Genomic DNA, 23,126 nt, shown 5'->3' on the forward strand with positions numbered 1-23,126 from the left:
CGGCCGCGCGGCGCGCGGTAGGCCTCCCAGGCGTTGCCCGTCCGGGCCTCCTGGCCGGGGCCGAAGGACTTCACGCAGTGGTCCTCGGTGTGGTCCGTGGAGGTGGTGAGCGGGTCGAGGCCGGGGTCGCGCGCTGGGGCGAGACTGGCGTGGTGACGAGCGCAGCCGGCGGCCACGCGGCGGGCCGGGACCAGGAGAGCGACCGGGCACACGCCGTCCCGCGGCAGGCCGCCGACGGCCCGCCGCCGTGGGTGGCCGCGTGCGGGACGCCGGTCGCCGTCGTCCAGGGTGCGTGGTCCGGGCGCCGCGGGCTCGGCTCGGCCGACCCCTGCCCCGACTGCCGGCGGCTCGTGCCCGCCTGACCCGCCGGGCCGCTCCGGTGGGTCCACCCTCGTCCTCCCTCGCCGCAGCGCGTCCTCCCCCACGGTGGGCGGCCGGGGAGGACGCGCCACGATCAGGTCACCTGATCGTGGCTGCCCCCGCGGCCGTGTCGGCGTCCTCGGCCGGGACGTCCACGTCGGGGTCGGGCTCGGCCACCGTGGCACCCGGCAGCCGCACCGTGACGACGGTCCGGCCCGGGACGCTGTCGACGCCGACCGTGCCGCCGTGCCCGGTGACGACGCCCTGCACGATCGCCAGGCCGAGGCCGGTGCTGCCGCCGGCCCGCGAGCGCGAGGAGTCGCCGCGGGCGAAGCGCTCGAACACCCCGCCCACCAGGTCGGCGGGGATGCCCGGGCCGTCGTCGGCGACCTCGAGCACGGCGTGCCCGTCCTCGGCACGCAGCCGGGTGGTCGCCGTCGTCCCGGCCGGCGTGTGCGTGCGCACGTTGGCCAGCAGGTTGGCCAGCACCTGGTGCAGCCGCGCGGTGTCCCCGGGGACGAGGACGGCGGCGCCGGGCAGGTCGACCCGCCACCGGTGGTCCGGCCCGGCGGCGTGCGCGTCGCTGACCGCGTCGAGGACCAGCCCGGTGAGGTCGACCTCGCCGGCCACCAGCTCCCGGCCGGCGTCGAGGCGGGCCAGCAGGAGCAGGTCGTCGACCAGCCCGGACATGCGCACCGCCTCCGCCTCCACCCGGCGCAGCGGGGCGTCGACGTCCTCGGGCAGGCCGCCGCGCCGGCGGACCAGCTCGGTGTACCCCCGGATGGACGTGACCGGGGTGCGCAGCTCGTGGCTGGCGTCGGCGACGAACCGGCGCAGCCGCGTCTCCGAGGCCTGCCGGGCGGCGATGGCCGACTCCACCGAGTCCAGCAGCCGGTTGAGCGCCGCGCCGACCCGGCCGACCTCGGTGCGCGGGTCGGTGTCGGCCGGCGGCACCCGGTCGGGCAGCCGCACCTCGCCGCTGGACAGCGGCAGGGCGGCGACGCGGCCGGCGGTGGCGGCCACCCGGTGCAGCGGGCGCAGCGTGCGGCCGACGACGACCGTCCCGACGGCGCCCGCGGCGAGCAGCCCGAGCAGCCCGGCGGCCACCCCGACGACGACCAGGCGCAGCACCGCGGCCTCGGCGGAGGCCAGCGGCAGGCCGGTGACGATCGCCTCGCCGCCCCCGGCCGGTGTGGCGACGACGCGGTAGTCCCCCCGGCCGCCGAGGTCCACGGTGCGCGCGACGCCGTCGGCGGGCACCGCGGCCAGCGCGCGGGCCAGCGCGGCGGTCTGGGATGCCGTCAGCCGCTCGCCGTCGCCGTCGACGTCGATGACGGCGGCCTCGGTGACCGTGCCGTCCTCGACGCGGGCGCCGAGCGTGCCGTCGCCCTGGCCGGGGGCGAGCAGGAAGTCCGGCCCGTCCCCGTCCTGGGCACCGCCGCCCTGAGCACCGCCGCCCTGGGCACCGCCGTCCTGGCCGTACCCGCCGCCGGGCGCGCGGTCGGCCGACGCCGAGCGGGCGACGGCGGCGGCCAACCGGGTGTCGACCTGGTCGACGAGCTCCCCGCGGACGGCGGTGGTGGCCACGACCCCGACGACGGCCAGGACCACCGCCAGGGGCACGAGGAACGCCCACAGCAGCCGGGTCCGCAGCGACCACCGCCTGCGGGGACCACTCGTCATGGCGGCCAGAGTCCGCGCGGCGGCTGGGGATCACCTGGACGGCGGGATGGAACCGGCTGGACGCCCGGCCCGCCACCGCGCTGCGACCGGTGCGGCCTGTCAGGGTTCCTACCGTGCAGCAGACGGGGACCCCTCGCGACACCGGCACCGCAGCTCCGAGCTGGGGCCTGACCCAGGCCGAGGCCCAGGCGCGGTACCGCCGCGGGGAGGGCAACGCCGCCCCGCGCGGCTCCACCCGCGGCTACGCGAGGATCGTGCGCACCAACGTCTTCAACTTCTTCAACACCGTGCTGTTCACCATCGGCGCCGCGCTGCTGGCGCTGGGCCGCTACAGCGACGCGGTCACCAGCGTCGGCCTGGGCCTGGTCAACGCGGCGATCAGCGCCGTCCAGGAGATCCGCGCGCGGCGCAAGCTCGACCGGCTGCAGCTGCTCTCCCGCGGCCGGGTGACGGTGGTCCGCGACGGCCGCGACGTCGAGGTGGTCCCCGACGAGGTCGTGCGCGGCGACGTGCTGCACGTGCGCCCCGGCGACCAGGTGGTCGTCGACGGCCCGCTGCTCGAGGGCGCCGTGGAGGTCGACGAGTCGCTGCTCACCGGCGAGTCCGAGGCGCTGCCCCGGGGCCCGGGCGACGACCTGCTGTCGGGCAGCTTCTGCGCCGGGGGCGAGGGGTGGCAGCTGGCCCGGGACGTCGGCGCGGCGAGCTACGCCTCCCGGCTGACCGCCGACGTGCGGCGGGTGAGCACCGACGCCACCCCGCTGCAGCGGAGGATCGACTTCGTCGTGCGGCTGGTGATGGTGCTGGTCGGGCTGATGAGCGCGACGATCCTGCTGCAGGCCGCGCTCGAGGGCTTCTCGCTGGTGCGGGTCGTGCAGACCACCGCCGTGCTGTCCGGCCTGGTGCCCTACGGCCTGTTCTTCCTCGTCGCGCTGGCCTACACCATCGGCGCCGCCGCGAGCGCCCGCGACGGCGCGCTCGTGCAGCAGGTCAACGCCGTGGAGTCGATCAGCAACGTCGACGTCGTCTGCACCGACAAGACCGGCACGCTCACCACCGGCCGGCTCAGCCTGGCCGAGGTCGTGCCGGTCGGGTCGCTGCCGGCGGCGGAGGTGGAGCGCCTCGTCGGGACGGCGGCCCGCAGCACCGCCGCGGCGAACCTGACCACCGCGGCCCTGGCGGCGGCGCTGCCCGGCGAGGAACGGCCGGTGCGGGAGGAGGTCCCGTTCTCCTCGGCGCTGCGGTGGAGCGCGGTGCGCACCGACGACGGCGTGCTGGTGCTGGGCGCGCCGGACAGCCTCGCACCGGCGCTGTCCGGAGCGCCGCTGACCGAGGCCGTCACCGCGCGGACGTCGCAGGGCCTGCGGGTGCTGGTCGCCGCCCGCCCCGTCGACCCCGCGGCGCCGCTGCGCGACGACGCCGGCCGCTCCCGCCTGCCCGCCCTCGAGCCGCTGGCCGTCGTCGTGCTGGCCGACGAGCTGCGCCCCGGCGTGCCTGAGACGATCGCCCGGTTCGCCGCCGACGGCATCGACCTGAAGGTGGTCTCCGGCGACGACCCGCTGACCGTCGCGGCCCTGGCGCGGCAGGCCGGGCTGGCCGCCGGGGAGCCGGCGACCGGCGCCGAGCTCGCCGCCCTGTCCGACCCGGAGCTCGACGCGCTCGTGGCGCGCACCGCGGTGTTCGGCCGGGTCGCCCCCGAGCAGAAGGAACGGCTGGTCGACTCGCTGCGCCGGCAGGGCCGCTACGTCGCGATGATCGGCGACGGGGTCAACGACGCCCGTGCGCTCAAGCGGGCGCAGGTCGGCGTGGCCATGCGCAGCGGCAGCGCGGTGACCCGCGACGTGGCCGACATCGTGCTCACCGAGGACGCGATCGGCGCCCTCCTGCCCGCGCAGCGGGAGGGCCGCCGGATCATCACCGGCATCGGGACCTCGATGCAGGTCTTCCTCGCCCGGGTCGGCACCCAGGGCCTGGTGATCGTCGCCGTCACCATGCTGGGACTCGGCTTCCCCTACTCCCCCGCGCAGGTCGGGCTCACGCTGCTCACCGTCGGCGTCCCCACGCTGTTCCTCACCACCTGGGCCCGCCCGAAGCGCCCGGACCCCCAGCTGCTCACCACGCTGTGGCGCTTCGTGGTCCCGGCGATGGTGGTCACCGCGGCCGGCGGCGTCGCCGTGTACGCCACGCTCTACACCGGGGTCCTCGGGTTCTTCAGCAGCGACCACGTGCCCGCCGACGGCATCGCCGACTTCGAGCGCTACACCGGCGTGTCCTCCAGCGACGTCGGGTTCGCCGAGGCCGCGGCCACCATCGGCGCGCAGACGGGGCTGTCGACGTTCGTGTCCTACGCAGCGTTCCTGCTCATCCTGTTCCTGCGCCCGCCGAACCGGTTCTTCGCCTCGTGGACCCGCCCCGACGGCGACCGGCGCCCGGCGCTGCTCGTGGTGGGGCTGGTCGTGGCGTTCACCGCGCTGCTGTTCGTGCCGGTGCTCACCAGCTACTTCGGCCTCACCGACGCCGCCGACCCGGTCTTCCGCACCGTGCTGCCGGCGCTGCTGCTGTGGTTCGCGATCCTCACCGCCGTGTACCGGTTCCGGCTGCTGGAGCGGGCGCTGGGCCTCGCCCCGCAGGGGAGCTGACGCTCAGCCGTCGATCCGGCCCAGGACCTCGCCGAGGGGGATGCGCGCGGCCTGCTCCCGGTCGACGACGAGGACGTCGTCGGCCCCGCCGGGCCCGGCGGCCTCCGCCAGCGCCTGCTGCACGTGCTCCCACCGGGCGGCGTGCCGGCGCATCCGCCCGGGCGGGATCGCCCGGCCGCGGACCCGCTGGCCGTCGGCGGCGTCCTCCGGCGAGGTGTCCAGCAGCACCAGTCGCACCGCGCGGCCGGCGCGCCGCGCGACCCGGAGCACGGCCCAGCGCCACCACGGGCTGGTCCAGGGGTCGGTGAGGACGACGACCGGCACCGGCCCGGCGAGGACCCGCAGGGCGCGCAGGCGGTGCGCGCCGTGCACCAGCGGGCGCAGCAGGCGGTAGGGCAGGAGCGCCGCGGCCCCGCGCAGCCGCTCGGCGACCTGCTCGGAGTCCACGCCGACGACGCCGGGCACGTCGCGGGCGAGCACGCGGCGCAGCAGCGTGGTCTTCCCGCTGCCGGGCAGCCCGCCGACCACCACCAGCGCGGGCGCGTCCGGCACGGGCTCGGACAGGCCCGGGCGCGGCAGCGCCCCGGTCGACCCGGTCATCTCCCCCACCTCCTGACGGCCACGGTGCTCTGCCGTCCTCGGCGGGAGCCGGGAGGCCGCTGGGCGGTCGCTGGGAAGACGACCGGGAGGCGCCGAACGTGCCCGCCGGCCCCGGTGCGCGGGGCCTGTCGGGGACTCCGGCGGGGACCCCGGCGGAGGCCGTCGGCGCAGGTCAGGCAAGCCTCAGTTGGCTGGCGGGCTCGTCGGGGACCTGCCAGCCTCAGACGCATGACCTCTCTCCAGGACATGCCCTCGGTGCAGGACTGCGCAGTGAGCAGCTGCTCCTACAACTCCGAGCACAACTGCCACGCCGGGGCCATCACCGTCGGCGGCGACCACGCCCACTGCGGGACCTTCGTGGAGATCAGCTTCCGCGGCGGGATGACCCGCAACGGGATGGTCGGCGCCTGCCACCGCTCCGACTGCAGGCACAACGACAAGCTCGAGTGCACCGCCCCGGGGATCAGCGTCGGGCCCGAGGCCGACGCGGCCGACTGCCTGACCTACGAGGCCCGCTAGGCCCTGACCCGGCAGCGGGTCCCGCGCCGAGCACGTGAGGCGCCGGGGCGCCGGGGTCCCCTAGGAGGCCAGGGCGTCGATCCCGAGCGGCTCGGGAGCCAGCCCGCCCGCGGGGTCGGCGCGCAGCGCACCGTCGGCCACGGCCAGGGCGGCGACCGGGTCGGCGTCGTCGACCAGGACCGCGCGGCCCGCGGTGGCCACCGGCCGCAGCGCGGCCAGCAGGCGGCGGCGATCGGGGGCGGCCAGCCCGTCGGTGAAGCGGTCGACGAGCACGATCGTGGCGCCCTGGCCGGCGACGGCCTCGATCGCGTCGAGCCGCTCGTGGACGCCGTCGCTGGCGTGGGCGGCCAGCCGGTGCACCCGCACCGAGGCGTGCCCGGAGGCGCAGCGGCCGCTGGCGTCGTCGAGCGCGCTCATGACGCCGCGCCGGGCGCCGGGCGGCCCCAGCAGCACGGTCACGTCGCCGACCGGCAGTCGCAGTCCCACATCCGCCCCCTCGGGTTCCGGTGAGGCGAGGCTAACCTCACGCACCGGGACTCGTCCAGCCCGGATCCGGCGGCAGGAACGGCCGAGCGGCGCCGCCCGGGACGGGGCGACGCCGCTCGGCGTACGGGACGGTCGGCCGGGGTCGCCGGCCGGGATGGGGAGCCGACGTCAGTCGTCGTCGCCGTCGTGGCCCCACCAGGGGCCACCGCGACCGCCGCGCCACCCGTCGTCGTCGGCGTCGGTCGCGTTCACCCGCTCGGTGATCCAGGTCTCGAGGTCGGCGGTCCGCTCGTCGGCCTGCTCCTGCGTGAGCCGGCCGTCCTCCACGGCGGCGGCGATGCGCTCCTGGACGGCCGCGGTGAGCGCGGCGACGAGGTCCTCGACGGCCACGCCCTGGGACTCGGCCACGCTGGCCAGGCTGGCCCCGTCGGCTTCCAGGGCGGTGCGCAGCTCGTCCTCGCTCAGGCCCAGCGTCTCGGCTACGACGGAGAGGTCGCCGCCGCCGTGCCACCAGCCGTGGCCGCCGAAGCCGGCGTCGCCGAGCGTGGTGGCCACCTCGTCGGCCTGCTCCTGGGTGATCGAGCCGTCGGTGACCAGGTCCTCCAGGGCGTCGCGGATGCGGTCCTCGGCGGAGGTCTCCGTGGTCGTCGAGGCAGGGTCCTCCTCGGCCATCGCGGGCACCGCGAAGGCCAGGCCGGTCAGGGTCAGCGCACCGGCGGTGGTGGCGAGGACGATCTTCTTGCGCACGGGAGACTCCTTGTCCGGCGGCCGGGCTCTCCGGCCTTCGCCACCAGGATGGCGCCTCTCCCTGTGACGAAGCTGTCAACGTCCCACGGCACAGCTGTGGACCCGCGGGCAGGAGCCGACCGGACGCCCATCCCTCGCGCCTGCGCGTCCTCGTGCTCGGCACACCCCTCCCCCTGCCCGCCGCCCGGGCCGCCCGCGAGCGCCTCCCCCGCGGTGGCGGTCACGAGCTCGTCGTCACCGGCGTCCCCTCGTCCGTCAGGCCGCCCACCTCCTCGCCGGAGGCGGTGCCGCCGCCGACCACGGTGTACTCGCCGCCGCTCTGGACGTCGGCCGAGGAGTACACCAGCGAGGAGGACTCGACCTGGGTGGTGCAGGTGGCCAGCACCGTGCCGTCGGGGGCGACGACGGGGACGACGATGCCCTCGGGGACGGTGGGGTCCAGGGTGGCCGCGCCTCTGCCGCGACGGCCGCGGACGCCCGCTCGGGGAGCTGCTCGAACCGGACGTCGACCCAGGTGGTGTCGTTGACCAGCTCGACGCGCTGCACGGTCACCTGGTGCACGCGAGCGCCCAGCAGGGCCTCCAGGTGGCCGACGAGGGTCGGCTCGTCGGTGACCCCGATGTCTATAGCGATGAGGTGTTGGCGATAACGGCACGGCAGGCGGAGGTGCCCGGCGGCCCACATCACCGCGACGACCAGCGCCACGAGCGCGGCGGTCAGGGTGGGCGCGCCGTCGCCCCGGCCGCCGAGCGGGCCCAGCGCCAGGGCGGCGACGTAGTGGGCGACCTCGTGCTGGTCGAGCTCGGTGGAGCGCAGTCGGACGATCGACAGGACGCCGAAGAGGCCGGGACCCCGGCCGGCGCCGACGCCGCTGCTGCTCAGCGCGGCGGAGACGGCGAGGACGCCGACGTCCACGCCGAGGTAGGCCACGACCAGGTCACGGCGGCGGTGGCGCGGGAAGGAGACGCCGAACGTCAGGACGCCGATGGCGGCGAGGTCGGCGGCGGAGAGTGCGAGGGGTGACATCCGGCTTCCCCGGGGTCGACGGCGGGACGACGAGGAGGTTGCGGGCCGCGGACGGGGCATCACCGTGCGTCGCCTCCGAGGTCGCTGTGAGTGCCCGCTCCGGCAGGCCGTCCTCCCAGCCGGCTCCCAGGCGGCGTCCAGGAGGGCGTCGGCCGCCGGGGGCACCGTGGGGCCATGGCCGCCGACCCCTGCTCCCCCGTGCTCGTCCTCGACCGTCCCGGCACCGCGCGCCCCGTGCCGGAGGCGCCGGGCCGGCGCCTCCTCCTGGGCGCCGCGCTGGCCCTCGCGCTGGCGGTCGTGGCGTCGCTGACCCTCGTGCCCGAGGGCTCCGGGTGGGCGTGGGGCGCGCCCCTCACCGAGCTGCACTGGTACCTCACCGGGCTCGCGTCCCCGACCACGCTGCTGCAGCTGGTCGGCAACCTGCTGCTGCTCGCCGTCCCCGCCGCGCTGGCCGTGCGGCTGTGGCCCGCGCTGGCACACCCGGCCCGGCTGGCGGTCGCGGCCCTGGCCGCCGGCGGCACGATCGAGGTGCTGCAGTTCCTCCTGCCGCTGGGCCGGGTGGTGTCCCCGGTCGACGCGCTGCTCAACGCGGCCGGCGCCGTCCTCGCCGGGCTGCTGGTGGCCGCCGCCGACCGGACCGGCACCGACAGCACGGCGTGAGGCGCGGTGGCGGCCCGCCACGCCGCGCCCGCGGCCGGCCTGCTCGCCGCCGGCCACCTGCTGCTCGCCGTCCTGACCGGGCCGGGCCCGACCCTGCTCGTGGTCGAGCTCGCCACCGAGGCACTGCTCGTGGCCGGCAGCCACCCGACGCAGCGCGCCGCCGTCGTCCGCTGGCCGGCCTCCCGGCGCCCAGGACCGGGCGCCGGGAGGCCGGGACCGATCCGACGCTGGACGGAAGACGGCTCACGATATATCGTTAGCGTCATCAACCGACACAGAGGAGTCCCCGTGTCCCCCTTCCCCAGCCCCGAGGGCCGTCCCGGCCCCTGGCACCCCGGCCGCGGCGGTCACCAGCACCGGCCGCACGGACACCACCCCCACGAGCGCGGCGCGCACGGTCGGGACCGCGGTTTCGGCCCGGGTGGCTTCGGCTTCGCCGGCCCCGGCGGTCCCGAGGCCGGAGACCCCGGGACCCGCGGCTTCGGCCCACGGGGGTTCGGCCCTGGCGGCTTCGGCGGCCCCGGCGGCCCCGGCGGTCCCGAGGGCGGCTGGCGCGGTCGCCGCGGCGGCGGCCGCGGGCGCGCGCCGCGTGGTGACGTCCGCACCGCCGTCCTGCTGCTGCTCGCCGAGCAGCCGATGCACGGCTACCAGCTCATGCAGGCCATCGCCGAGCGCAGCGGCGGGCGGTGGACCCCCAGCCCCGGCGCGGTCTACCCGACCATCAGCGCGCTGGAGGACGAGGGGCTGGCCACCGTCACCGCCGACGCCGGCCGCAAGCTCGTGACGCTCACCGAGGCCGGCCGCGCACACGTCGAGGAGCGCCGCGCCACCTGGCCCGACCCGTTCGGCGGCGCTCGGGGCGGCGCGGCCGGCCCGGACCTGCGCGGCCTGCTCGAGGAGGTCCACGGTGCCGTGCGCCAGGTGGGCCGGACGGGCTCCGAGGCGCAGCTCACCGCGGCCGCCGCCGTCCTCGCCGAGGCACGCCGCTCGCTCTACCTGCTGCTCGCCGACGGGCCGGGGGGCCCTGGCGCCACGGGCACCGCCGAGACCCCCGGGGCCTGACCCGGCGCGTCCCACCCCGCCCGCCGTAGCGCTCCCGTCGGGAGCGCCGCGGCGGGCCGCGTCCGGGGCCCGGCCCCGCTGGGGCTCACCCGAAGCGGACGGGCTGCCCGGTGGCCTCCAGCACCGACATCCACAGGTCGCCGAGCGGGTCGACGTGGTTGCGGCGGCTGACCGCCAGCGACATCGGCAGGTGCACGAAGCGGCGCCGACGGCGGGCGACGATCACCTCCGTGCGCCCGGCCATCGCCGCGTGCACCGCCGCGTGCGCCAGGCGCAGGCAGTAGGCGCTGTCGTAGGGGTTGGCCGGCACGCTGCGGATGGCGTAGCTCGGGTCGAAGTAGCGCACGTTGTTCTCCACGCCGTGCGCGTCGAGGTGCTCGACGACCTTCCGGCGCAGCAGCCGGCCGATGTCGCCGAAGCGCACGTTGCCCGACGCGTCCCGGCCGGGCTCCTCCCCCTCGACGTGCTCCTGCCCCGCCCCCTCGGCGACCACGACGACGGCGTGCCCCCGCTCCTCCACCCGGTGCCGCAGGTTCTCCAGGAACCCGTGCTCGCCGTCGAGGGCGAAGGGCACCTCGGGGATGAGGACGTAGTCGGCGTCGTCCTTGGCCAGGGTCGAGTAGCAGGCGATGAAGCCCGAGTGCCGGCCCATGAGCTTGACCAGGCCGATGCCGCCGGGCGCCGAGCGGGCCTCGACGCTGGCGGCGTGGATGGACTTGGTGGCCTCCGACATCGCCGTCTGGAAGCCGAAGCTCTGGTCGATGTAGGGGATGTCGTTGTCGATGGTCTTGGGGATGCCGACGACGGCGACCTTCAGCCCGCGCTCCTCGACCTCGGAGACGACGTCCATGGCCCCGCGGATGGTCCCGTCGCCGCCGATGACGAACAGGATGTTGATGTTGAGGCGCTCCAGCGCGTCGACGATCGCCTCGGGGTCCTGCTTGCCCCGGGAGGTGCCGAGGATCGTGCCGCCCTCGTCGTCGATGTGCATGACGACCTGGGGCGAGAGGTCGAGGACGTCCTCGCCGAACTCGGGGATGAAACCGCGGTAGCCGTTGCGGAAGCCGACGATCCGCCGGACGCCGTAGTGCCGGCTCAGCTCGAGCACCAGCCCGCGGATGACGTCGTTGAGGCCGGGGCACAGCCCGCCGCAGGTGACGATGCCGACGCGGGTCTTGGCGGGGTCGAAGTAGATCTTCTTGCGGGGACCGCCGGGCTCGAGGCTCGGCAGCTGGTCCAGCGGCACCCCCCGCGACCCGATCATGGAGATCGTGTCGTCGAAGAGGATGCGGTCCTCCTCGACGACGGAGTGCTGCGTCGTCTCGCGCGCGCCCAGCCTCGGGGCGAGCGGGGAGTCGATGCGGCAGGGGCCCAGCGTGCGGACGGCGAGGTCCGCGTGGTCGACCATGGGAGGACGCTCCCACACGCACCCAGTCGTCATGACGACTGGGTGCGTGTCGCGCGCCCGGCGTGTCAGATGGGGAACTCCACCCCCTGCGCCAGCGGCAGCTCGCCGGAGTAGTTGATCGTGTTGGTGGCCCGCCGCACGTACGCCCGCCAGGCGTCCGAGCCGGACTCGCGGCCGCCGCCGGTCTGCTTCTCCCCGCCGAAGGCGCCGCCGATCTCCGCGCCGGAGGTGCCGATGTTGACGTTGGCGATCCCGCAGTCGGAACCGTCGGCGGCCAGGAAGCGCTCGGCCTCGGCCTGGTCGGAGGTGAAGATGCTCGACGAGAGGCCCTGGGGGACGTCGTTGTTCATCGCGACGGCCTCCTCCAGCGTCCGGTAGGTCATGACGTAGAGCACCGGCGCGAAGGTCTCCTGCCGCACGATCTCGGTCTGCCCGGGCATCCGCACCAGTGCCGGCTCGACGTAGTAGGCGTCGGGGGCCTCCTCGGCCAGCCGCCGCCCGCCGCCGGCGACGACCTCGCCGCCCTGCTGCCGGGCGGCCTCGAGCGCGTCCTGCATCGCCTTGTACGCCGCGTCGTGGACGAGCGGGCCGACCAGCGTGCCCTCGGCCAGCGGCGAGCCGATCGGCAGGTTCCGGTAGGCCGCGGCCACCCGCTCGACGAGCGCGTCGACGACGTCGACGTGGGCGATGACCCGGCGCATCGTGGTGCACCGCTGCCCGGCCGTGCCCACGGCGGAGAAGACGACGCCGCGGGTCGTGAGGTCGAGGTCGGCCGACGGCGTGACGATCGCGGCGTTGTTGCCGCCGAGCTCGAGCAGTGACCGGCCGAAGCGGTCGGCCACCCGCGGCCCGACCGCGCGGCCCATGCGGGTCGACCCGGTGGCCGAGAGCAGGGCGATGCCGGGGTGGTCGACCAGGGCCTCGCCGACGTCGGCGCCGCCGAGCAGGACCTGGCTCAGGTCGGCCGGGGCGCCGGTCTCGGCGATCGCCCGGTCCAGCAGCGCGGCGGCGGCCAGGGCCGACAGCGGCGCCTGCTCCGAGGGCTTCCACACGACCGGGTCGCCGCACACCAGCGCGATCGCGGTGTTCCACGACCAGACGGCGACGGGGAAGTTGAAGGCGCTGATGACGCCGACGACGCCGAGTGGGTGCCAGGTCTCCATGAGCCGGTGTCCCGGGCGCTCGGAGCTGATGGTGCGGCCGTAGAGCTGGCGGGACAGCCCGACGGCGAACTCGCAGACGTCCACCATCTCCTGGACCTCACCGGCCGCCTCGGAGGTGATCTTGCCGACCTCGAGGCTGACCAGGGTGGCGAGGTCGGCCTTGTGCTCGCGCAGCAGCTCGCCGAGGCGGCGCACCAGCTGGCCGCGCACCGGCGGCGGCGTCGTCCGCCACGTCCGGAACGCCGCGCCGGCCCGGGTGACCACGCCGTCGACGTCCCCGGCGCCGGCCCAGCGGACCGAGGCCAGCGGTGCGCCGTTGACCGGCGAGGTCACCGGGTGGTCGCCGGCGACCGCGTCGAGGTCGACGCCGCAGCGTCCGGCGGCGTCACGGGCCAGGGTCTGGAGCTCCTCGGCGGTGGGCAGGGTGGTCACGGGTGGGGTCCTCCATGGTCTCCGGCGGCCCCGTGCGGGGTGCCGCCGCGGGTGTGCGGGTGGTGAGGGGCACGGGGCCCGTCACACGATGTTCAGCTCGGGCCGGGCGCCCGCGCCGGCGAAGCGGCGGACGTCGAGGGCGGCGACGTCGACGAACGGCTGCCCGCCCAGGTACAGGTCGCGCACCACCTCCCCCACGGCCGGCCCCATGAGGAAGCCGTGCCCGGAGAAGCCGGTGGCGTAGAGGAACGTGTCGACCCCGCTCGCCCGCCCGATGAGCGCGTTGTGGTCGGGCGTCATCTCGTACAGCCCGGCCCAGCCGCTGGCCACGCCGACGCCGGCCAGCGCCGGGGCCCGCCGCTCGATCGCCTCGCCCAGCCGCGGCAGCCACGCGTCCGAGCGGGTGAGCCGGAAGCCGGGGGTCTCGTCGGGGTCGGACATGCCCATGAGCAGGCCCTGCCCCTCCCGGTGGAAGTAGAAGGAGGTGCCGAAGTCGATGGTGAACGGCGTGTGCGGGTCCAGCCCCGGCACCGGCTCGGTGACCAGGACCTGCCGGCGCAGGGGCGTGACGGGCAGGTCCACGCCGGCCCACGCGCCGACCTGCGCCGACCAGGCCCCCGCGGCGCAGACGACGGCGCCGGTGCGGACGGTCCCGGCCTGCGTGTGCACGGCCGTGACCCGCCCGTCGACGACGTCGATGCCCGTGGCCGCGCAGTGCGGCACGACGGTGGCGCCGGCGCGGCGGGCCGCCGAGGCGTAGCCGAGGACCACCGACTCGGGGGTGCAGTGGCCGTCGGCCGGCGACCACGCGGCGGCCAGCAGGCCCTCGGGGCTGATCAGCGGGGACAGCCGCCGGGCCTCGGCGACGTCGACCATCCGGCTGGGGATGCCCAGGGCGTTCTGCTGGGCGACGGCGGCCGCGAAGTCGGTGACCGCCTCCGGCGTGCCGAGCAGGAAGAGGTACCCGACCGGGGCGAAGTCGATCTCCTGGCCGAAGCGCGTGGGGAAGTCGCGGAAGGTCTCCAGGCTGCGGGCGCCGAGCGCGATGTTGACCGGGTCGGAGAACATCGCGCGGACGCCGCCGGCGGCCTTGCAGGTGGACCCGGAGCCCAGGGCGTCGCGCTCGACCAAGACGACGTCGCGGACCCCGGCGCGGGCCAGCTCGTACGCCGTCGCCAGGCCGACCACTCCCCCGCCGACGACCACGACCGACGCGGACGACGGCACCTGCTGGCTCATCGGGGTCCTCCTGGAAGGCGGGTACGGGTCTCCATCCTGGGTGTGCGCACGCCGCCGCACCAGGCCCCGGAGGCGTGGCTCGCCGCGGCGGGACACGATCCCCGCGTGCACGTCCTGGGCACGCACCGCGGCCGCGGGGCCCGCGGGGCCGCGGCACGTGCACACACCGCGGATGCCACCGATGACCAGGACGCCCGGCCGGCCGGCCGCGGGCGTCACCCGCCGAGGGCGGCGACGGCCTCGGCGGCGGTGCAGCGGTGGCTGAGCAGGCTGTAGTCGAGGGCGGCCAGCGAGCGCCGGGCGGCGTCCTCGTCGACCACCCCGCACGCGTCCTCGACCACCACCGGCAGGAACCCGAGGTCGGCGGCGTGCCGGGCGGTCGGCTCGATGCCGATCTCCAGGACGGCGCCGACCAGCAGCAGCGTGGTCACGCCGCGGTCGCGCAGCGCGGCCTCCAGCGGGGTGCCGACCAGCGCCGACATCCCCAGCTTGTCGAACACCGGCTCCCCGTCGACCGGGGCCAGCTCACCGGTGATGCGGGTGTGCTCGGCGTCCGGCGGGAAGGCGGCGGTGACCGCCCCGGCCCGGTCGGTCCGCTGCCAGGCCATCGCCGTGCGCAGCGCGCTGACCCCCATGTGCGACGGCGGCAGCGACACGTGCCGCACGTAGAACACGGGCACGCCGGAGGCGCGGGCCGCGCGCAGCACGTCGTCGATCCGCGCGACGAGCCCCTCGCGGTCCCGGACGTGGGCCAGGATGCCCACCTGCGCGTCGTAGACCAGGACGGCCCCGGCCCCCGGGCGGCACATCTCGGCCACCGTCTCCGGGACGTCCACGCCGAAGGCCCGCTGCATGCCGGGAGCGTCCCAGCCGCGGGCGGCGGGCACCAGCCCCGCACGGCGGGGTCCCCGGCCCGGTGGTAGGCACGGGGTGCAGCCGATCCCGGGAGGCGACGTGCAGGCGGTGGTCTACGAGCGCACCGGCGGGCCCGAGGTGCTCACGGTCCGCGAGGTGCCCGACCCCGAGCCCGGGGACGGCGAGGTGCTGGTCGACGTCGAGGCCGTCGGCGTCAACTTCCGCGACGTCTACGAGCGGGAGGGCCGCCCGCCCTACACCGCCGACCCGCCCGCGGTCCTGGGCGCCGAGGGTGCCGGCCGCGTCGTGGGGACCGGGGAGCGGGTCGCCTGGCTCGGCGTCCCGGGCAGCTACGCCGCCCGGGTGGCCGCGCCGCGCGCCGCGCTGGTGCCCGTCCCGGACGGCGTGGGCTCGGAGGTGGCCGCCGCCGTGCTGCTGCAGGGCTGCACCGCCCAGTACCTGGCCGCCGACTCCCACCCCGTGGCCCAGGGCGAGTGGGTGGTGGTGCACAGCGCCGCGGGCGGGGTCGGGCTGCTGCTCACCCAGCTGGTGCGTGACCGCGGCGGGCACGTGCTGGCCACGACCTCGACGGAGGAGAAGGCGGAGCTGGCGCGGGCCGCGGGCGCCGACGAGGTCGTGGTCGGCTACGACGGCTTCGCCGAGCGGGTGCGCGAGCTCTCCGGCGGCGAGGGCGCCGCGGCGGTCTACGACGGCGTCGGGCGCACGACGTTCGCCGACGGGCTGCGGGCGTTGCGGCCGACCGGGCGGATGATCGTCTACGGCGCGGCCAGCGGGCAGCCCGAGCCGCTGGAGGTGCAGCGGCTGGCCGCGCACGGCTCGCTGTACGTGCAGCGGCCCACGCTGGCCACCTACACGCGCACCCCGGAGATGCTGCGCGAGCGGGCCGGCGCGGTGCTCGACCTGGTGGCCGCCGGCCGCCTCGACGTCCGCATCGGCGCGCGCCTGCCGCTGGCGCAGGCCCGCCGGGCGCACGAGGACCTCGAGGGCCGCCGCACCACGGGCAAGGTGCTGCTGCTCCCCTGACCGGCCGCCCTCACCCGTCCAGGGGGACGACCCGCCACCGCCCGTCCAGGGCGGCCGCGTCGTGGCTGACCAGCAGCACGGTCCGCCGGTCCCCGGCCAGCAGGGCGAGCACCCGGGCGGAGAGGTCGGGGTCGAGGTGCGCGGTCGGCTCGTCGAGGAGCAGCACGTCGGCCGGGGCGAGCAGGGCCCGGGCCAGGCCCACGCGGGCCCGCTCGCCGGCCGACAGGCGCTCGCCGGCGTCGCCGAGCCAGCCGTCCAGCCCCACGGAGTCGAGCAGGGCACCGAGGCCGACCTCGCCGAGGGCGGCGGCCAGCTCGGCGTCGGACGCGCCGGGCCGGCCCAGGCGCAGGTTCGCCGCCAGGCTGCCGGCGAGCACCTGCGGCTCCTGCGGCGCCCACGCCAGCCGGGACCGGACGGCGGCGAGGGACAGCCGGCGCAGGTCGGTGCCGCCGAGCGTGACCCGGCCGGCGTCGGGGTCGCGGGAGCGCAGGACGAGCGCGAGGACGGTGCTCTTGCCCGCCCCGCTGCGCCCGGTCAGGGCCACCTTGGCGCCGTCGGGCACGGTGAGGTCCAGGCCGGCGAGCGCGGGCGCCGCCGACCCCGGGTGGGTGAGCGCGACCCCCTCGAACTGCAGCGCCGACCCCGGCGGCAGCGGCAGCGGCGCGTCCGGGTCGGTGACCGCGGGCGGCAGCCCGCCGAGCGCGCGCACCCGCCCGGCGGCGGCGCGGATCCCCCCGGCGGTGCTCCACGCCGCCCCCAGCCCGCCGACCGCCTCGAAGGCCCCGAGCACCCCGAGCGCGCAGGCGGCCAGCAGCAGCGGGCTGGTCGTCCCGGCCGCGACGTCCTGCCCGACCAGCCACAGCGCCGCGACCAGGCCGAGGCCGGGGACGCCCTCGCGGCAGGCCGTCGTCAGCGCGGCGAGGCGGGCCGCGGCCCGCTCGGCGTCCTCCTGCCGGGCGAGGTGGGCGTCCAGGCCGCGCAGGGCCGTGGCGCCGCCGTCGCCGCTGAGGTGGTCGGCCAGGCCGCGCACCAGGTCGAGGGTGTCGGCCGCGACGTCGGCGTCGGCGCGGGCGGCGGCCACCGCCGCCCGCCGGCCCAGGTGCGCGGCCGCGGCCGGCACGCCGACGCCGAGCAGGAGCAGCAGCCCCGCCAGGACGGCGGCCGTGGCCGGCGACACGAGGGCGGTGAGGGTGACCGCCACCCCGCCGGCGAGGACGGCGACGCCGGCGGGCACGAGCAGGCGGGCGACGACGCCCTGCAGCTCGTCGACGTCGGCCCGCACCCGCGACAGCAGCTCGCCGCCCCGGGCACCGGTGAGCGCGGCCGGCGCGAGGGGCGTGAGCCGCTCCAGCAGCCGGGCGCGGACCCCCGCCACCATCCGGAGGGTCACGTCGTGGGTGACCAGCCGCTCGGCGTAGCGCACGGCGGCCCGGGAGACGCCGAACAGGCGGACCCCGGTGATCAGCGGCATGAGCGTGAGCAGCGTGGTGGGCCGCTGCGCCGCGCCGGTGACGAGCGCGCCCGAGGTGGCCAGCAGCGCCGCGCCGCACAGCACCGTGAGCGACCCCAGCGCCACCGCGAGCGCCGTCCGCGGGAGCCGGACGAGCTCCAGCACCTCCCTCACCGGGGCACCGCCGGCTCGTGCACCGCGCCGTCCTCGACGAGCACCACCCGGTCGTGCAGTGCCAGCGGCGCGCTCCGGTGGGTGACGGTGACGACCGTGCGCCCCACGGCGACGTCCTCCAGCGCGGCGAGCACCTCCCGCTCCCCCTGCGGGTCGAGCTGACCGGTCGGCTCGTCGAGGACGAGCAGGGCGGCGTCCTTGACGTAGGCGCGGGCCAGCGCCAGCCGCAGCCGCTCGCCGCCCGAGAGGCGGGCGGCGTCCTCGCCGAGCGGGGTCTGCAGGCCCTGCGGCAGCCGGCGGACGACGTCGAGCAGCCGGGCGCGGGCCAGCGCCTCCTCGACGTCGGCGTCGGCGGCGCCGGGGCGGCCGAGCCGCACGTTGTCCGCGACGGTGCCCGGCAGCAGCCACGGCCGCTCGGGCACGTAGGCCACCGCGGCCCGCCAGGCGTCCGGGTCGAGGTCGGCCAGCGGGACGCCGCCGACCAGCACGGCGCCCTCGTCGGGGACGGCGAAGCCCAGCAGCACCCGGACGAGGCTGGTCTTGCCCGCGCCGCTGGGCCCCACCAGCGCGGTCCGCGACAGCGGCGGCAGGTCGAGGTCGACCCCGGCGAGGGCGGCCCGCCCGCCGTGGCGCAGGGTGACACCCCGCAGCCGCACGTGGGGGACGCCCGGCGGGACGGCGCGGGTGCCGCGGGCCGGCACCGGGGTGTCCAGCAGCGCGAACACCCGCTCGGCGGCCGGCCGCCCCTCCAGGCTGGCGTGCCGGTCGGCGCCCAGCGCGCGCAGCGGCGCGAAGAACTCCGGGGTCAGCAGCAGCACCAGCAGGGCGCGCTGCAGCGTCAGCTCCCCCTCGAAGAGCCGCACGCCCACCGTGACCGCGACCAGCGCCGTGCACAGCACCGCGCCGAACTCGAGCACGAAGCCCGACAGGAAGGCGGCGCGCAGCAGCCGCATCGTGCTGGCGCGGTGGGCCTCGCTGACGTCGGCCAGCCACCCGGTGGTCGTCCGCGCCCGGCCGTAGGCGACCAGCGTCGGCAGCACGCGGAGGGTGTCGACCAGCGCCGACCCGAGCCGGGCCAGCGTCTCCCACGAGGCGCGCGCCGCCCGCTCGGCGAAGGTGCCGGTCAGCCAGAGGAAGAGGAGCACCAGCGGGCCGGTGAGCAGCAGCAGCGCGCCGCTGGCCGGGTCGAGCACCAGCACGGTCGCGGCCACCAGCGGCGGGACGACGGCCGCCGCCACCCCGCCGGACAGCAGCCGCCCGACGACGCCGTCCAGCTTGCCGACGCCCTCGGTGACGGTGGTGACCAGCTCGCCGGCCCGCTCGCCCTCCACGGCCGCGGGACCGAGGGCGGGGAGCCGGCGCAGCAGCGCGGCCCGCAGCGTCCGGCGGACCCGCGCGGAGGTCCGCGCGGCGGCCCGGTCGCGGACGGCGAGCAGGCCGGCGCGGGCCAGCCAGGCGGCCAGGGCCCCGGCGAGGGCGCCGGCCAGGGCGCCCGGCGTGGCCTCCCCCGCGGCCACCGCGCTGACGAAGGCGGCCACCAGCGCCCACTGCACGACGACCAGCGCCCAGGTCAGCAGGCCGAGCACGCCGCAGGTGAGCGCCAGCCGGCGGGGGCCCGGGAGGGCGAGCAGGCGTCCTGCGGGACCGTGGCCCATCAGTGACCGTGGTCCCTCAGTAGCCGTGGGTGAGGGCGCCCTCGTCGGGGCGGACGCGCTCCCGGAAGACGTAGTAGTTCCAGATCTGGTAGCCGATGATCAGCGGCAGGAAGATCCCGCCCACCCAGGTCATCAGGACCAGCGTGTAGTTCTGGCTCGCCGTCTCCTCCAGCGTCAGGCCGAAGTCCGGGTCGATGGTCGAGGGCAGCACCTCGCCGCGGGTGAACAGCGCGATGAACACCGTGACCGTGGCGAACAGGACGGTCAGGCCGCTCATGGTGAAGGCCAGGGTGTCCCTGCGCCGCGACAGCGCCAGCCAGATGCTGGCCAGCGTCAGGAACGCGCCCACCGGGAACACCCACGGGAGGATGCCGAAGTCCTCGAACAGGTCCTCGGTCACGTAGCCCATGACGACGAAGCCGACGATCGCGACCGTGGCCAGCGCGCCCCACCGCAGCGCCGCCGTCCGGGCGCGGTTGTAGAGGACGGTGTCCTTGTGCAGGCGCAGCAGCAGGAAGTTCGCGCCGTGCAGGGTGAACAGCAGCAGCGTCGACAGCCCGCCGACGATCGAGAACGGCGTGAACATCTCGGCGAACCCGCCCTGCACGCGGCCCTCGCGGCCCACCGGCAGCCCCTCGATGATCTTGGCCATGATCACGCCCCACAGGAACGAGGGGATGACGCTGCCGGCGAAGGACATCCAGTCCCACAGGTCGCGCCACCGCTTGCTGTCGACCTGGTTGCGGTACTCGAAGGCCACGCCCCGCAGCAGCAGGGCCAGCAGGATCAGCACGAACAGCGGGTACATGCCGCTGAAGACCGCGCCGTACCAGACGGGGAACGTGGAGAACATCAGCCCGGCGGCGGCGATCACCCACACCTCGTTGCCGTCCCAGAACGGCCCGATGGTGCCGGTGAGCGCCCGCTCCTCGGGCTCGGTCCTGGCCAGCGTGGGCCGCAGGATGTCGACGCCGAAGTCGAAGCCCTCCAGGAAGAAGTAGAGGGTGAAGGTGAAGGCGATCAGCCAGAACCAGAGGGTGACGAGGTCCACCGTCAGTTCCTCCTCTCGTACCCCTGGTGCCCGACGCTCTCGTAGTCCGGCGCCGGCGCGGCCACCAGCTGCGCCTCCGGCTTGCGGTGGATCCCGGCGCGGGCGGTCACCGACAGCAGGTAGACGTCCAGCCCGATCAGCGCCAGGTACACCGCCCACAACCCGACCAGGCCGGCGAGCACCTCGCCGGCGGTGTTGGCGCTGACACCCTCCTCGACGGTGAGCAGGCCGTAGACCATGAACGGCTGGCGGCCCATCTCGGTCACGATCCATCCGGTGAAGTTGGCGACCCACGGCAGCGGGATGAACAGCACCAGCGCCCGGAGGAACCAGCGGGTGGTGTCGATCCCGTCCTTGCGCCGCCACCACAGGAACAGGCCGAGGAACGCCGTCGCCAGCAGCAGCGAGCCGACGGCGACCATGATCCGGAACGACCAGTAGACCCAGGTGACCGGAGGGATGTAGTCCCCCTCCCCGTAGAGCTCCTGGTACTCCTCGTTGAGCGGGATCAGGCCCTCGTAGCGGCCCTCGAGGCTGTTGTAGGCCAGCACCGAGCCGACGATGGGGATCTCGATGTTGAACGAGTTCTCCTGCGCGTCCTCGTCGATGAAGGCGACCAGCGACCACGGCGCCGGCGAGTCCGACGTCTCCCACTGCGCCTCCATCGCCGCGAACTTCATCGGCTGGTCCTCGCGGGCGGCCTGGCCCGCGGTGTGCCCGCTGACGACGGAGAACACCGTGCCGATGGCCGCGAAGACCAGCCCGATCCGCAGCGAGCGGGAGTAGACGTCGGCGTCCTGGCGGCGCAGCAGGTGGAAGGCGCTGATGCCGAGCACGAAGAACGCCGCGACCACCCAGGCGCTGCCCTGCACGTGGAAGAAGTAGAGCCAGGCCTTGTAGTTGAAGACGACGGCGGCGAAGTCGGTCAACCGGGCCTGGCCCTCGACCACCTCGTAGCCGACCGGGTGGTGCATCCAGGCGTTGGCCAGCACGATCCAGAAGGCGCTGATCTGCGTGCCGATCGCGACCAGCCAGATGCTGCCCAGCCGCATCCAGGGCTTGAGCCGGTCCTTGCCGAACCACCACAGCCCGATGAAGGTGCTCTCGAGGAAGAACGCCATGAGCACCTCGAGCGCCAGCGGGACGCCGAAGATGTTGCCGACGAAGTCGGAGTACTCGCTCCAGTTCATCCCGAACTGGAACTCCTGCACGATCCCGGTCACCACGCCCACGGCGAAGTTGATGAGGAAGAGGTGACCGAAGAAGTTGGTCATCTTCTCGTAGACGTGGCGCCGGTCCTCGCGGACGTAGGCGATCGTCTCCATCACCGCGATGAGGAACGCCAGTCCGACGGTCAGCGAGACGAAGAAGAAGTGGAAGATGCTCGTCGAGGCGAACTGGAACCGCGAGAGCTCGACGACGTCCAAGGGGCGGCCTCGTTCCGTGTGGCCGGACGCGCGGTGACGACACGGGGCTGGTGCGGGGGAAGAGGGCGTCCGGGAGGCCAGCGTGTCACGCGCCGCGCCCGGTGGCACCGTGAAAGCCCTGGCAGACGGGGCCGTTCCACTCGGGCCCGGAAGGTGCCGATGAGAGGGGCATGCGTGCCAGCTCCGTCGCCACCGCCCTCGCCGCCTTCGCCGCCGGGATGACCGCCTCGGCGGCCCTGCGCCGGCTCGCCGCCCACCGCGCCCCCGCGCCGGCGGCCGCCGCTCCGGCCTGCTCCCCCGACGCCGTGACCGGGACCGACCGCGACGCCGTCGTCCTGCCGTTCTCCCGGCCGGTCCCGGTGCCGGCCCCCGCCCGGCCGGCCGGCCCGGCCCGGTGCGGGGACAGCGGCGGCCGGACGAAGGCCGGTGCGCCCTGCGCCGCGCGGGCCGCCGCCGGTGGCCGCTGCCACCACCACCCGCTGGCCGCCTGACCCGCGGCGGCGGCGTCGGCCCGGCCGGCCGGGAGCGCGGAGTGTGCACGTCCCGCGCTCCCGGCGGGCCGGCGACCGCGACGCGTGCACACACCGCCGGCCGGGCGCCCCGTGCCCGGGTCAGCCGGGGAAGGGCAGCGGCGGCAGCAGCGCCGTCCACGGACGCGCCGCGGCCGGCCGGCGACCGCGCGCCCCCCGCCCCGGCTCCCGCGTCGCCTGCCGCGCCCTGAGCCGGGCCGACTCCTCGCGGTCCGCGGAGCGCCGGGCGTGCCGGGTGCGGGCGTCGTCCGCGCCCGGCACGGAGAAGCCGTCGGCGGTCAGCGAGCAGGCCGAGAGCCGGACCCAGCGCGTGCCGCCCGCGTCGTCCCGGACGCCGACCGCGAGATCGGCGCCGTGACGCCGGAGTACCAGGGACACGCCGCGCACGGCCGCCTCGGTGTCCGCGGCGGCCGCGGCGGCGGGGCCGAACAGCCAGGTCACGTGCGGGAACCGGGCACGCAGCCGGTCGTCGCGCTGCCGCCAGGCGACGTCGGACACGGGCGCCAGCGCCACCTCCAGGACCTCGCGGGCGTCGTCCACCACGAGGTGCAGGTCCGTGCTCCCGTCCCGGTGGCGGGTCGTGCGCACCTGCGGGCGGTGACCCTGCCCGGACAGCCACGCCGTCAGGACGTGCTGGTAGCGCAGGTGGTCGTAGGCGCGCTCCGCCGAGGGGCCCCCACCGCCGGCGAACGCGCACGACACGGGGCCGTCGTGCTCCAGGTGCGGCCGCGCCCCCGCACCGGTGCGCAGGAGGAGCCGCCCGCCGCAGCCGCCGGCCTGGCGCGCGCACCAGAGGTCGTCGTGCCGCTGGAGCCGGCGCGCGGCGGACGGGTCCTCCGGCACGGGAACGGCGCGGGTCCCCGCCGGCCCGTCGGTGACCGCCCACAGCAGGTCGGTGGACACGTATCCCTCCTCGGCT

21 protein-coding genes and 1 pseudogene are annotated in these 23,126 nt (G+C 76.5%); 7 read left to right on the plus strand and 15 right to left on the minus strand.

The annotated features are described in order from the left end of the window. The first annotated feature begins 152 nt into the window (after positions 1-152). Positions 153-362 (plus strand): hypothetical protein, encoded by a 210-nt coding sequence (locus tag JOD57_RS00840; protein WP_204690152.1) that lies wholly within the window; start codon positions 153-155, stop codon positions 360-362. Positions 363-459: 97 nt separating this feature from the next. Here JOD57_RS00840 and JOD57_RS00845 read toward each other — a convergent pair whose 3' ends face one another. Further along, entirely contained in the window at positions 460-2,043 is a 1,584-nt protein-coding gene (locus JOD57_RS00845) for a sensor histidine kinase (protein ID WP_204690153.1), read from the minus strand. Positions 2,044-2,156: 113 nt separating this feature from the next. Here JOD57_RS00845 and JOD57_RS00850 point away from each other — a divergent pair, with 113 nt between their 5' ends. Further along, positions 2,157-4,679, plus strand: coding sequence for an HAD-IC family P-type ATPase (locus JOD57_RS00850; protein ID WP_204690154.1), 2,523 nt, complete (start codon positions 2,157-2,159; stop codon positions 4,677-4,679). A gap of 3 nt (positions 4,680-4,682) precedes the next feature. Here the strand turns inward: JOD57_RS00850 and JOD57_RS00855 are convergent, their stop codons facing one another. Further along, positions 4,683-5,279 (minus strand): P-loop nucleotide/nucleoside kinase family protein, encoded by a 597-nt coding sequence (locus tag JOD57_RS00855; RefSeq protein WP_204690155.1) that lies wholly within the window; start codon positions 5,277-5,279, stop codon positions 4,683-4,685. Between the two features lie 228 nt (positions 5,280-5,507). On the opposite strand from JOD57_RS00855, the gene JOD57_RS00860 reads away from it, so the two are divergent. Next, the gene (locus JOD57_RS00860) at positions 5,508-5,798 is read left to right on the plus strand and encodes a DUF1540 domain-containing protein (RefSeq protein ID WP_204690156.1); all 291 of its coding nucleotides are present in this window, start codon (positions 5,508-5,510) and stop codon (positions 5,796-5,798) included. A 60-nt stretch (positions 5,799-5,858) separates the two neighbouring features. Here JOD57_RS00860 and JOD57_RS00865 read toward each other — a convergent pair whose 3' ends face one another. The 4 genes and pseudogenes from JOD57_RS00865 to JOD57_RS24955 all read right to left on the minus strand — a co-directional run. Further along, a complete protein-coding gene (locus JOD57_RS00865) occupies positions 5,859-6,284 on the minus strand; it encodes a hypothetical protein (protein ID WP_204690157.1) in 426 nt (141 codons plus the stop codon). 168 nt (positions 6,285-6,452) lie between these two features. After that, positions 6,453-7,031: a hypothetical protein gene (locus JOD57_RS00870; protein WP_204690158.1), complete on the minus strand. Its 579-nt coding sequence runs from the start codon at positions 7,029-7,031 to the stop codon at positions 6,453-6,455. Positions 7,032-7,251: 220 nt separating this feature from the next. Further along, positions 7,252-7,416, minus strand: a complete 165-nt coding sequence (locus JOD57_RS24950) for a hypothetical protein (RefSeq protein WP_239573220.1) — start codon at positions 7,414-7,416, stop codon at positions 7,252-7,254. A 170-nt stretch (positions 7,417-7,586) separates the two neighbouring features. Next, positions 7,587-8,117 (minus strand): annotated as a pseudogene (locus tag JOD57_RS24955) (DUF4956 domain-containing protein); the annotation flags it as partial. A gap of 114 nt (positions 8,118-8,231) precedes the next feature. Here JOD57_RS24955 and JOD57_RS00880 point away from each other — a divergent pair. Both JOD57_RS00880 and JOD57_RS26590 read left to right on the plus strand, forming a co-directional pair. Beyond that, complete coding sequence (locus JOD57_RS00880; protein ID WP_239568009.1) at positions 8,232-8,717, plus strand: VanZ family protein; 486 nt, start codon at positions 8,232-8,234, stop codon at positions 8,715-8,717. A 288-nt stretch (positions 8,718-9,005) separates the two neighbouring features. Beyond that, entirely contained in the window at positions 9,006-9,779 is a 774-nt protein-coding gene (locus tag JOD57_RS26590) for a PadR family transcriptional regulator (protein WP_204690160.1), read from the plus strand. 85 nt (positions 9,780-9,864) lie between these two features. Here JOD57_RS26590 and JOD57_RS00890 read toward each other — a convergent pair whose 3' ends face one another. The 4 genes from JOD57_RS00890 to JOD57_RS00905 form a co-directional block, all read right to left on the minus strand. After that, positions 9,865-11,187, minus strand: coding sequence for an ATP-dependent 6-phosphofructokinase (locus JOD57_RS00890; RefSeq protein ID WP_204690161.1), 1,323 nt, complete (start codon positions 11,185-11,187; stop codon positions 9,865-9,867). Positions 11,188-11,252: 65 nt separating this feature from the next. Next, positions 11,253-12,782 carry an L-piperidine-6-carboxylate dehydrogenase gene (gene amaB / locus JOD57_RS00895; protein ID WP_204690162.1) on the minus strand — a complete coding sequence of 510 codons (1,530 nt, stop codon included), beginning with the start codon at positions 12,780-12,782 and terminating at the stop codon, positions 11,253-11,255. Positions 12,783-12,863: 81 nt separating this feature from the next. Next, positions 12,864-14,021, minus strand: a complete 1,158-nt coding sequence (locus tag JOD57_RS00900; RefSeq protein WP_204690163.1) for an NAD(P)/FAD-dependent oxidoreductase — start codon at positions 14,019-14,021, stop codon at positions 12,864-12,866. Positions 14,022-14,236: 215 nt separating this feature from the next. Continuing rightward, positions 14,237-14,908 (minus strand): cysteine hydrolase family protein, encoded by a 672-nt coding sequence (locus tag JOD57_RS00905; RefSeq protein ID WP_204690164.1) that lies wholly within the window; start codon positions 14,906-14,908, stop codon positions 14,237-14,239. A 67-nt stretch (positions 14,909-14,975) separates the two neighbouring features. Between JOD57_RS00905 and JOD57_RS00910 the strand changes: the two genes are divergently transcribed. After that, positions 14,976-15,920, plus strand: coding sequence for a quinone oxidoreductase family protein (locus JOD57_RS00910; RefSeq protein ID WP_204690165.1), 945 nt, complete (start codon positions 14,976-14,978; stop codon positions 15,918-15,920). A gap of 10 nt (positions 15,921-15,930) precedes the next feature. On the opposite strand, the gene cydC is transcribed toward JOD57_RS00910, so the two are convergent. Genes cydC through JOD57_RS00930 form a run of 4 tightly spaced genes read right to left on the minus strand, consistent with a single transcriptional unit; the run spans position 15,931 to position 21,677 of the window. Next, a complete protein-coding gene (gene cydC, locus JOD57_RS00915; RefSeq protein ID WP_204690166.1) occupies positions 15,931-17,544 on the minus strand; it encodes a thiol reductant ABC exporter subunit CydC in 1,614 nt (537 codons plus the stop codon). Beyond that, positions 17,541-19,199, minus strand: a complete 1,659-nt coding sequence (gene cydD, locus JOD57_RS00920; RefSeq protein WP_204690167.1) for a thiol reductant ABC exporter subunit CydD — start codon at positions 19,197-19,199, stop codon at positions 17,541-17,543. Before cydD ends, cydC begins: the two co-directional genes overlap by 4 nt. A 16-nt stretch (positions 19,200-19,215) precedes the next feature. Continuing rightward, complete coding sequence (gene cydB, locus JOD57_RS00925) at positions 19,216-20,250, minus strand: cytochrome d ubiquinol oxidase subunit II (RefSeq protein WP_204690168.1); 1,035 nt, start codon at positions 20,248-20,250, stop codon at positions 19,216-19,218. A 2-nt stretch (positions 20,251-20,252) separates the two neighbouring features. After that, positions 20,253-21,677 (minus strand): cytochrome ubiquinol oxidase subunit I, encoded by a 1,425-nt coding sequence (locus tag JOD57_RS00930; protein ID WP_204690169.1) that lies wholly within the window; start codon positions 21,675-21,677, stop codon positions 20,253-20,255. 170 nt (positions 21,678-21,847) lie between these two features. On the opposite strand from JOD57_RS00930, the gene JOD57_RS00935 reads away from it, so the two are divergent. After that, complete coding sequence (locus JOD57_RS00935; protein WP_204690170.1) at positions 21,848-22,168, plus strand: hypothetical protein; 321 nt, start codon at positions 21,848-21,850, stop codon at positions 22,166-22,168. A gap of 120 nt (positions 22,169-22,288) precedes the next feature. On the opposite strand, the gene JOD57_RS00940 is transcribed toward JOD57_RS00935, so the two are convergent. Next, the gene (locus JOD57_RS00940) at positions 22,289-23,110 is read right to left on the minus strand and encodes a competence protein CoiA family protein (protein ID WP_204690171.1); all 822 of its coding nucleotides are present in this window, start codon (positions 23,108-23,110) and stop codon (positions 22,289-22,291) included. Positions 23,111-23,126: the final 16 nt, after the last annotated feature.

The organism is Geodermatophilus bullaregiensis, assembly GCF_016907675.1.
GTDB classification, from domain to species: Bacteria; Actinomycetota; Actinomycetes; order Mycobacteriales; family Geodermatophilaceae; genus Geodermatophilus; species Geodermatophilus bullaregiensis.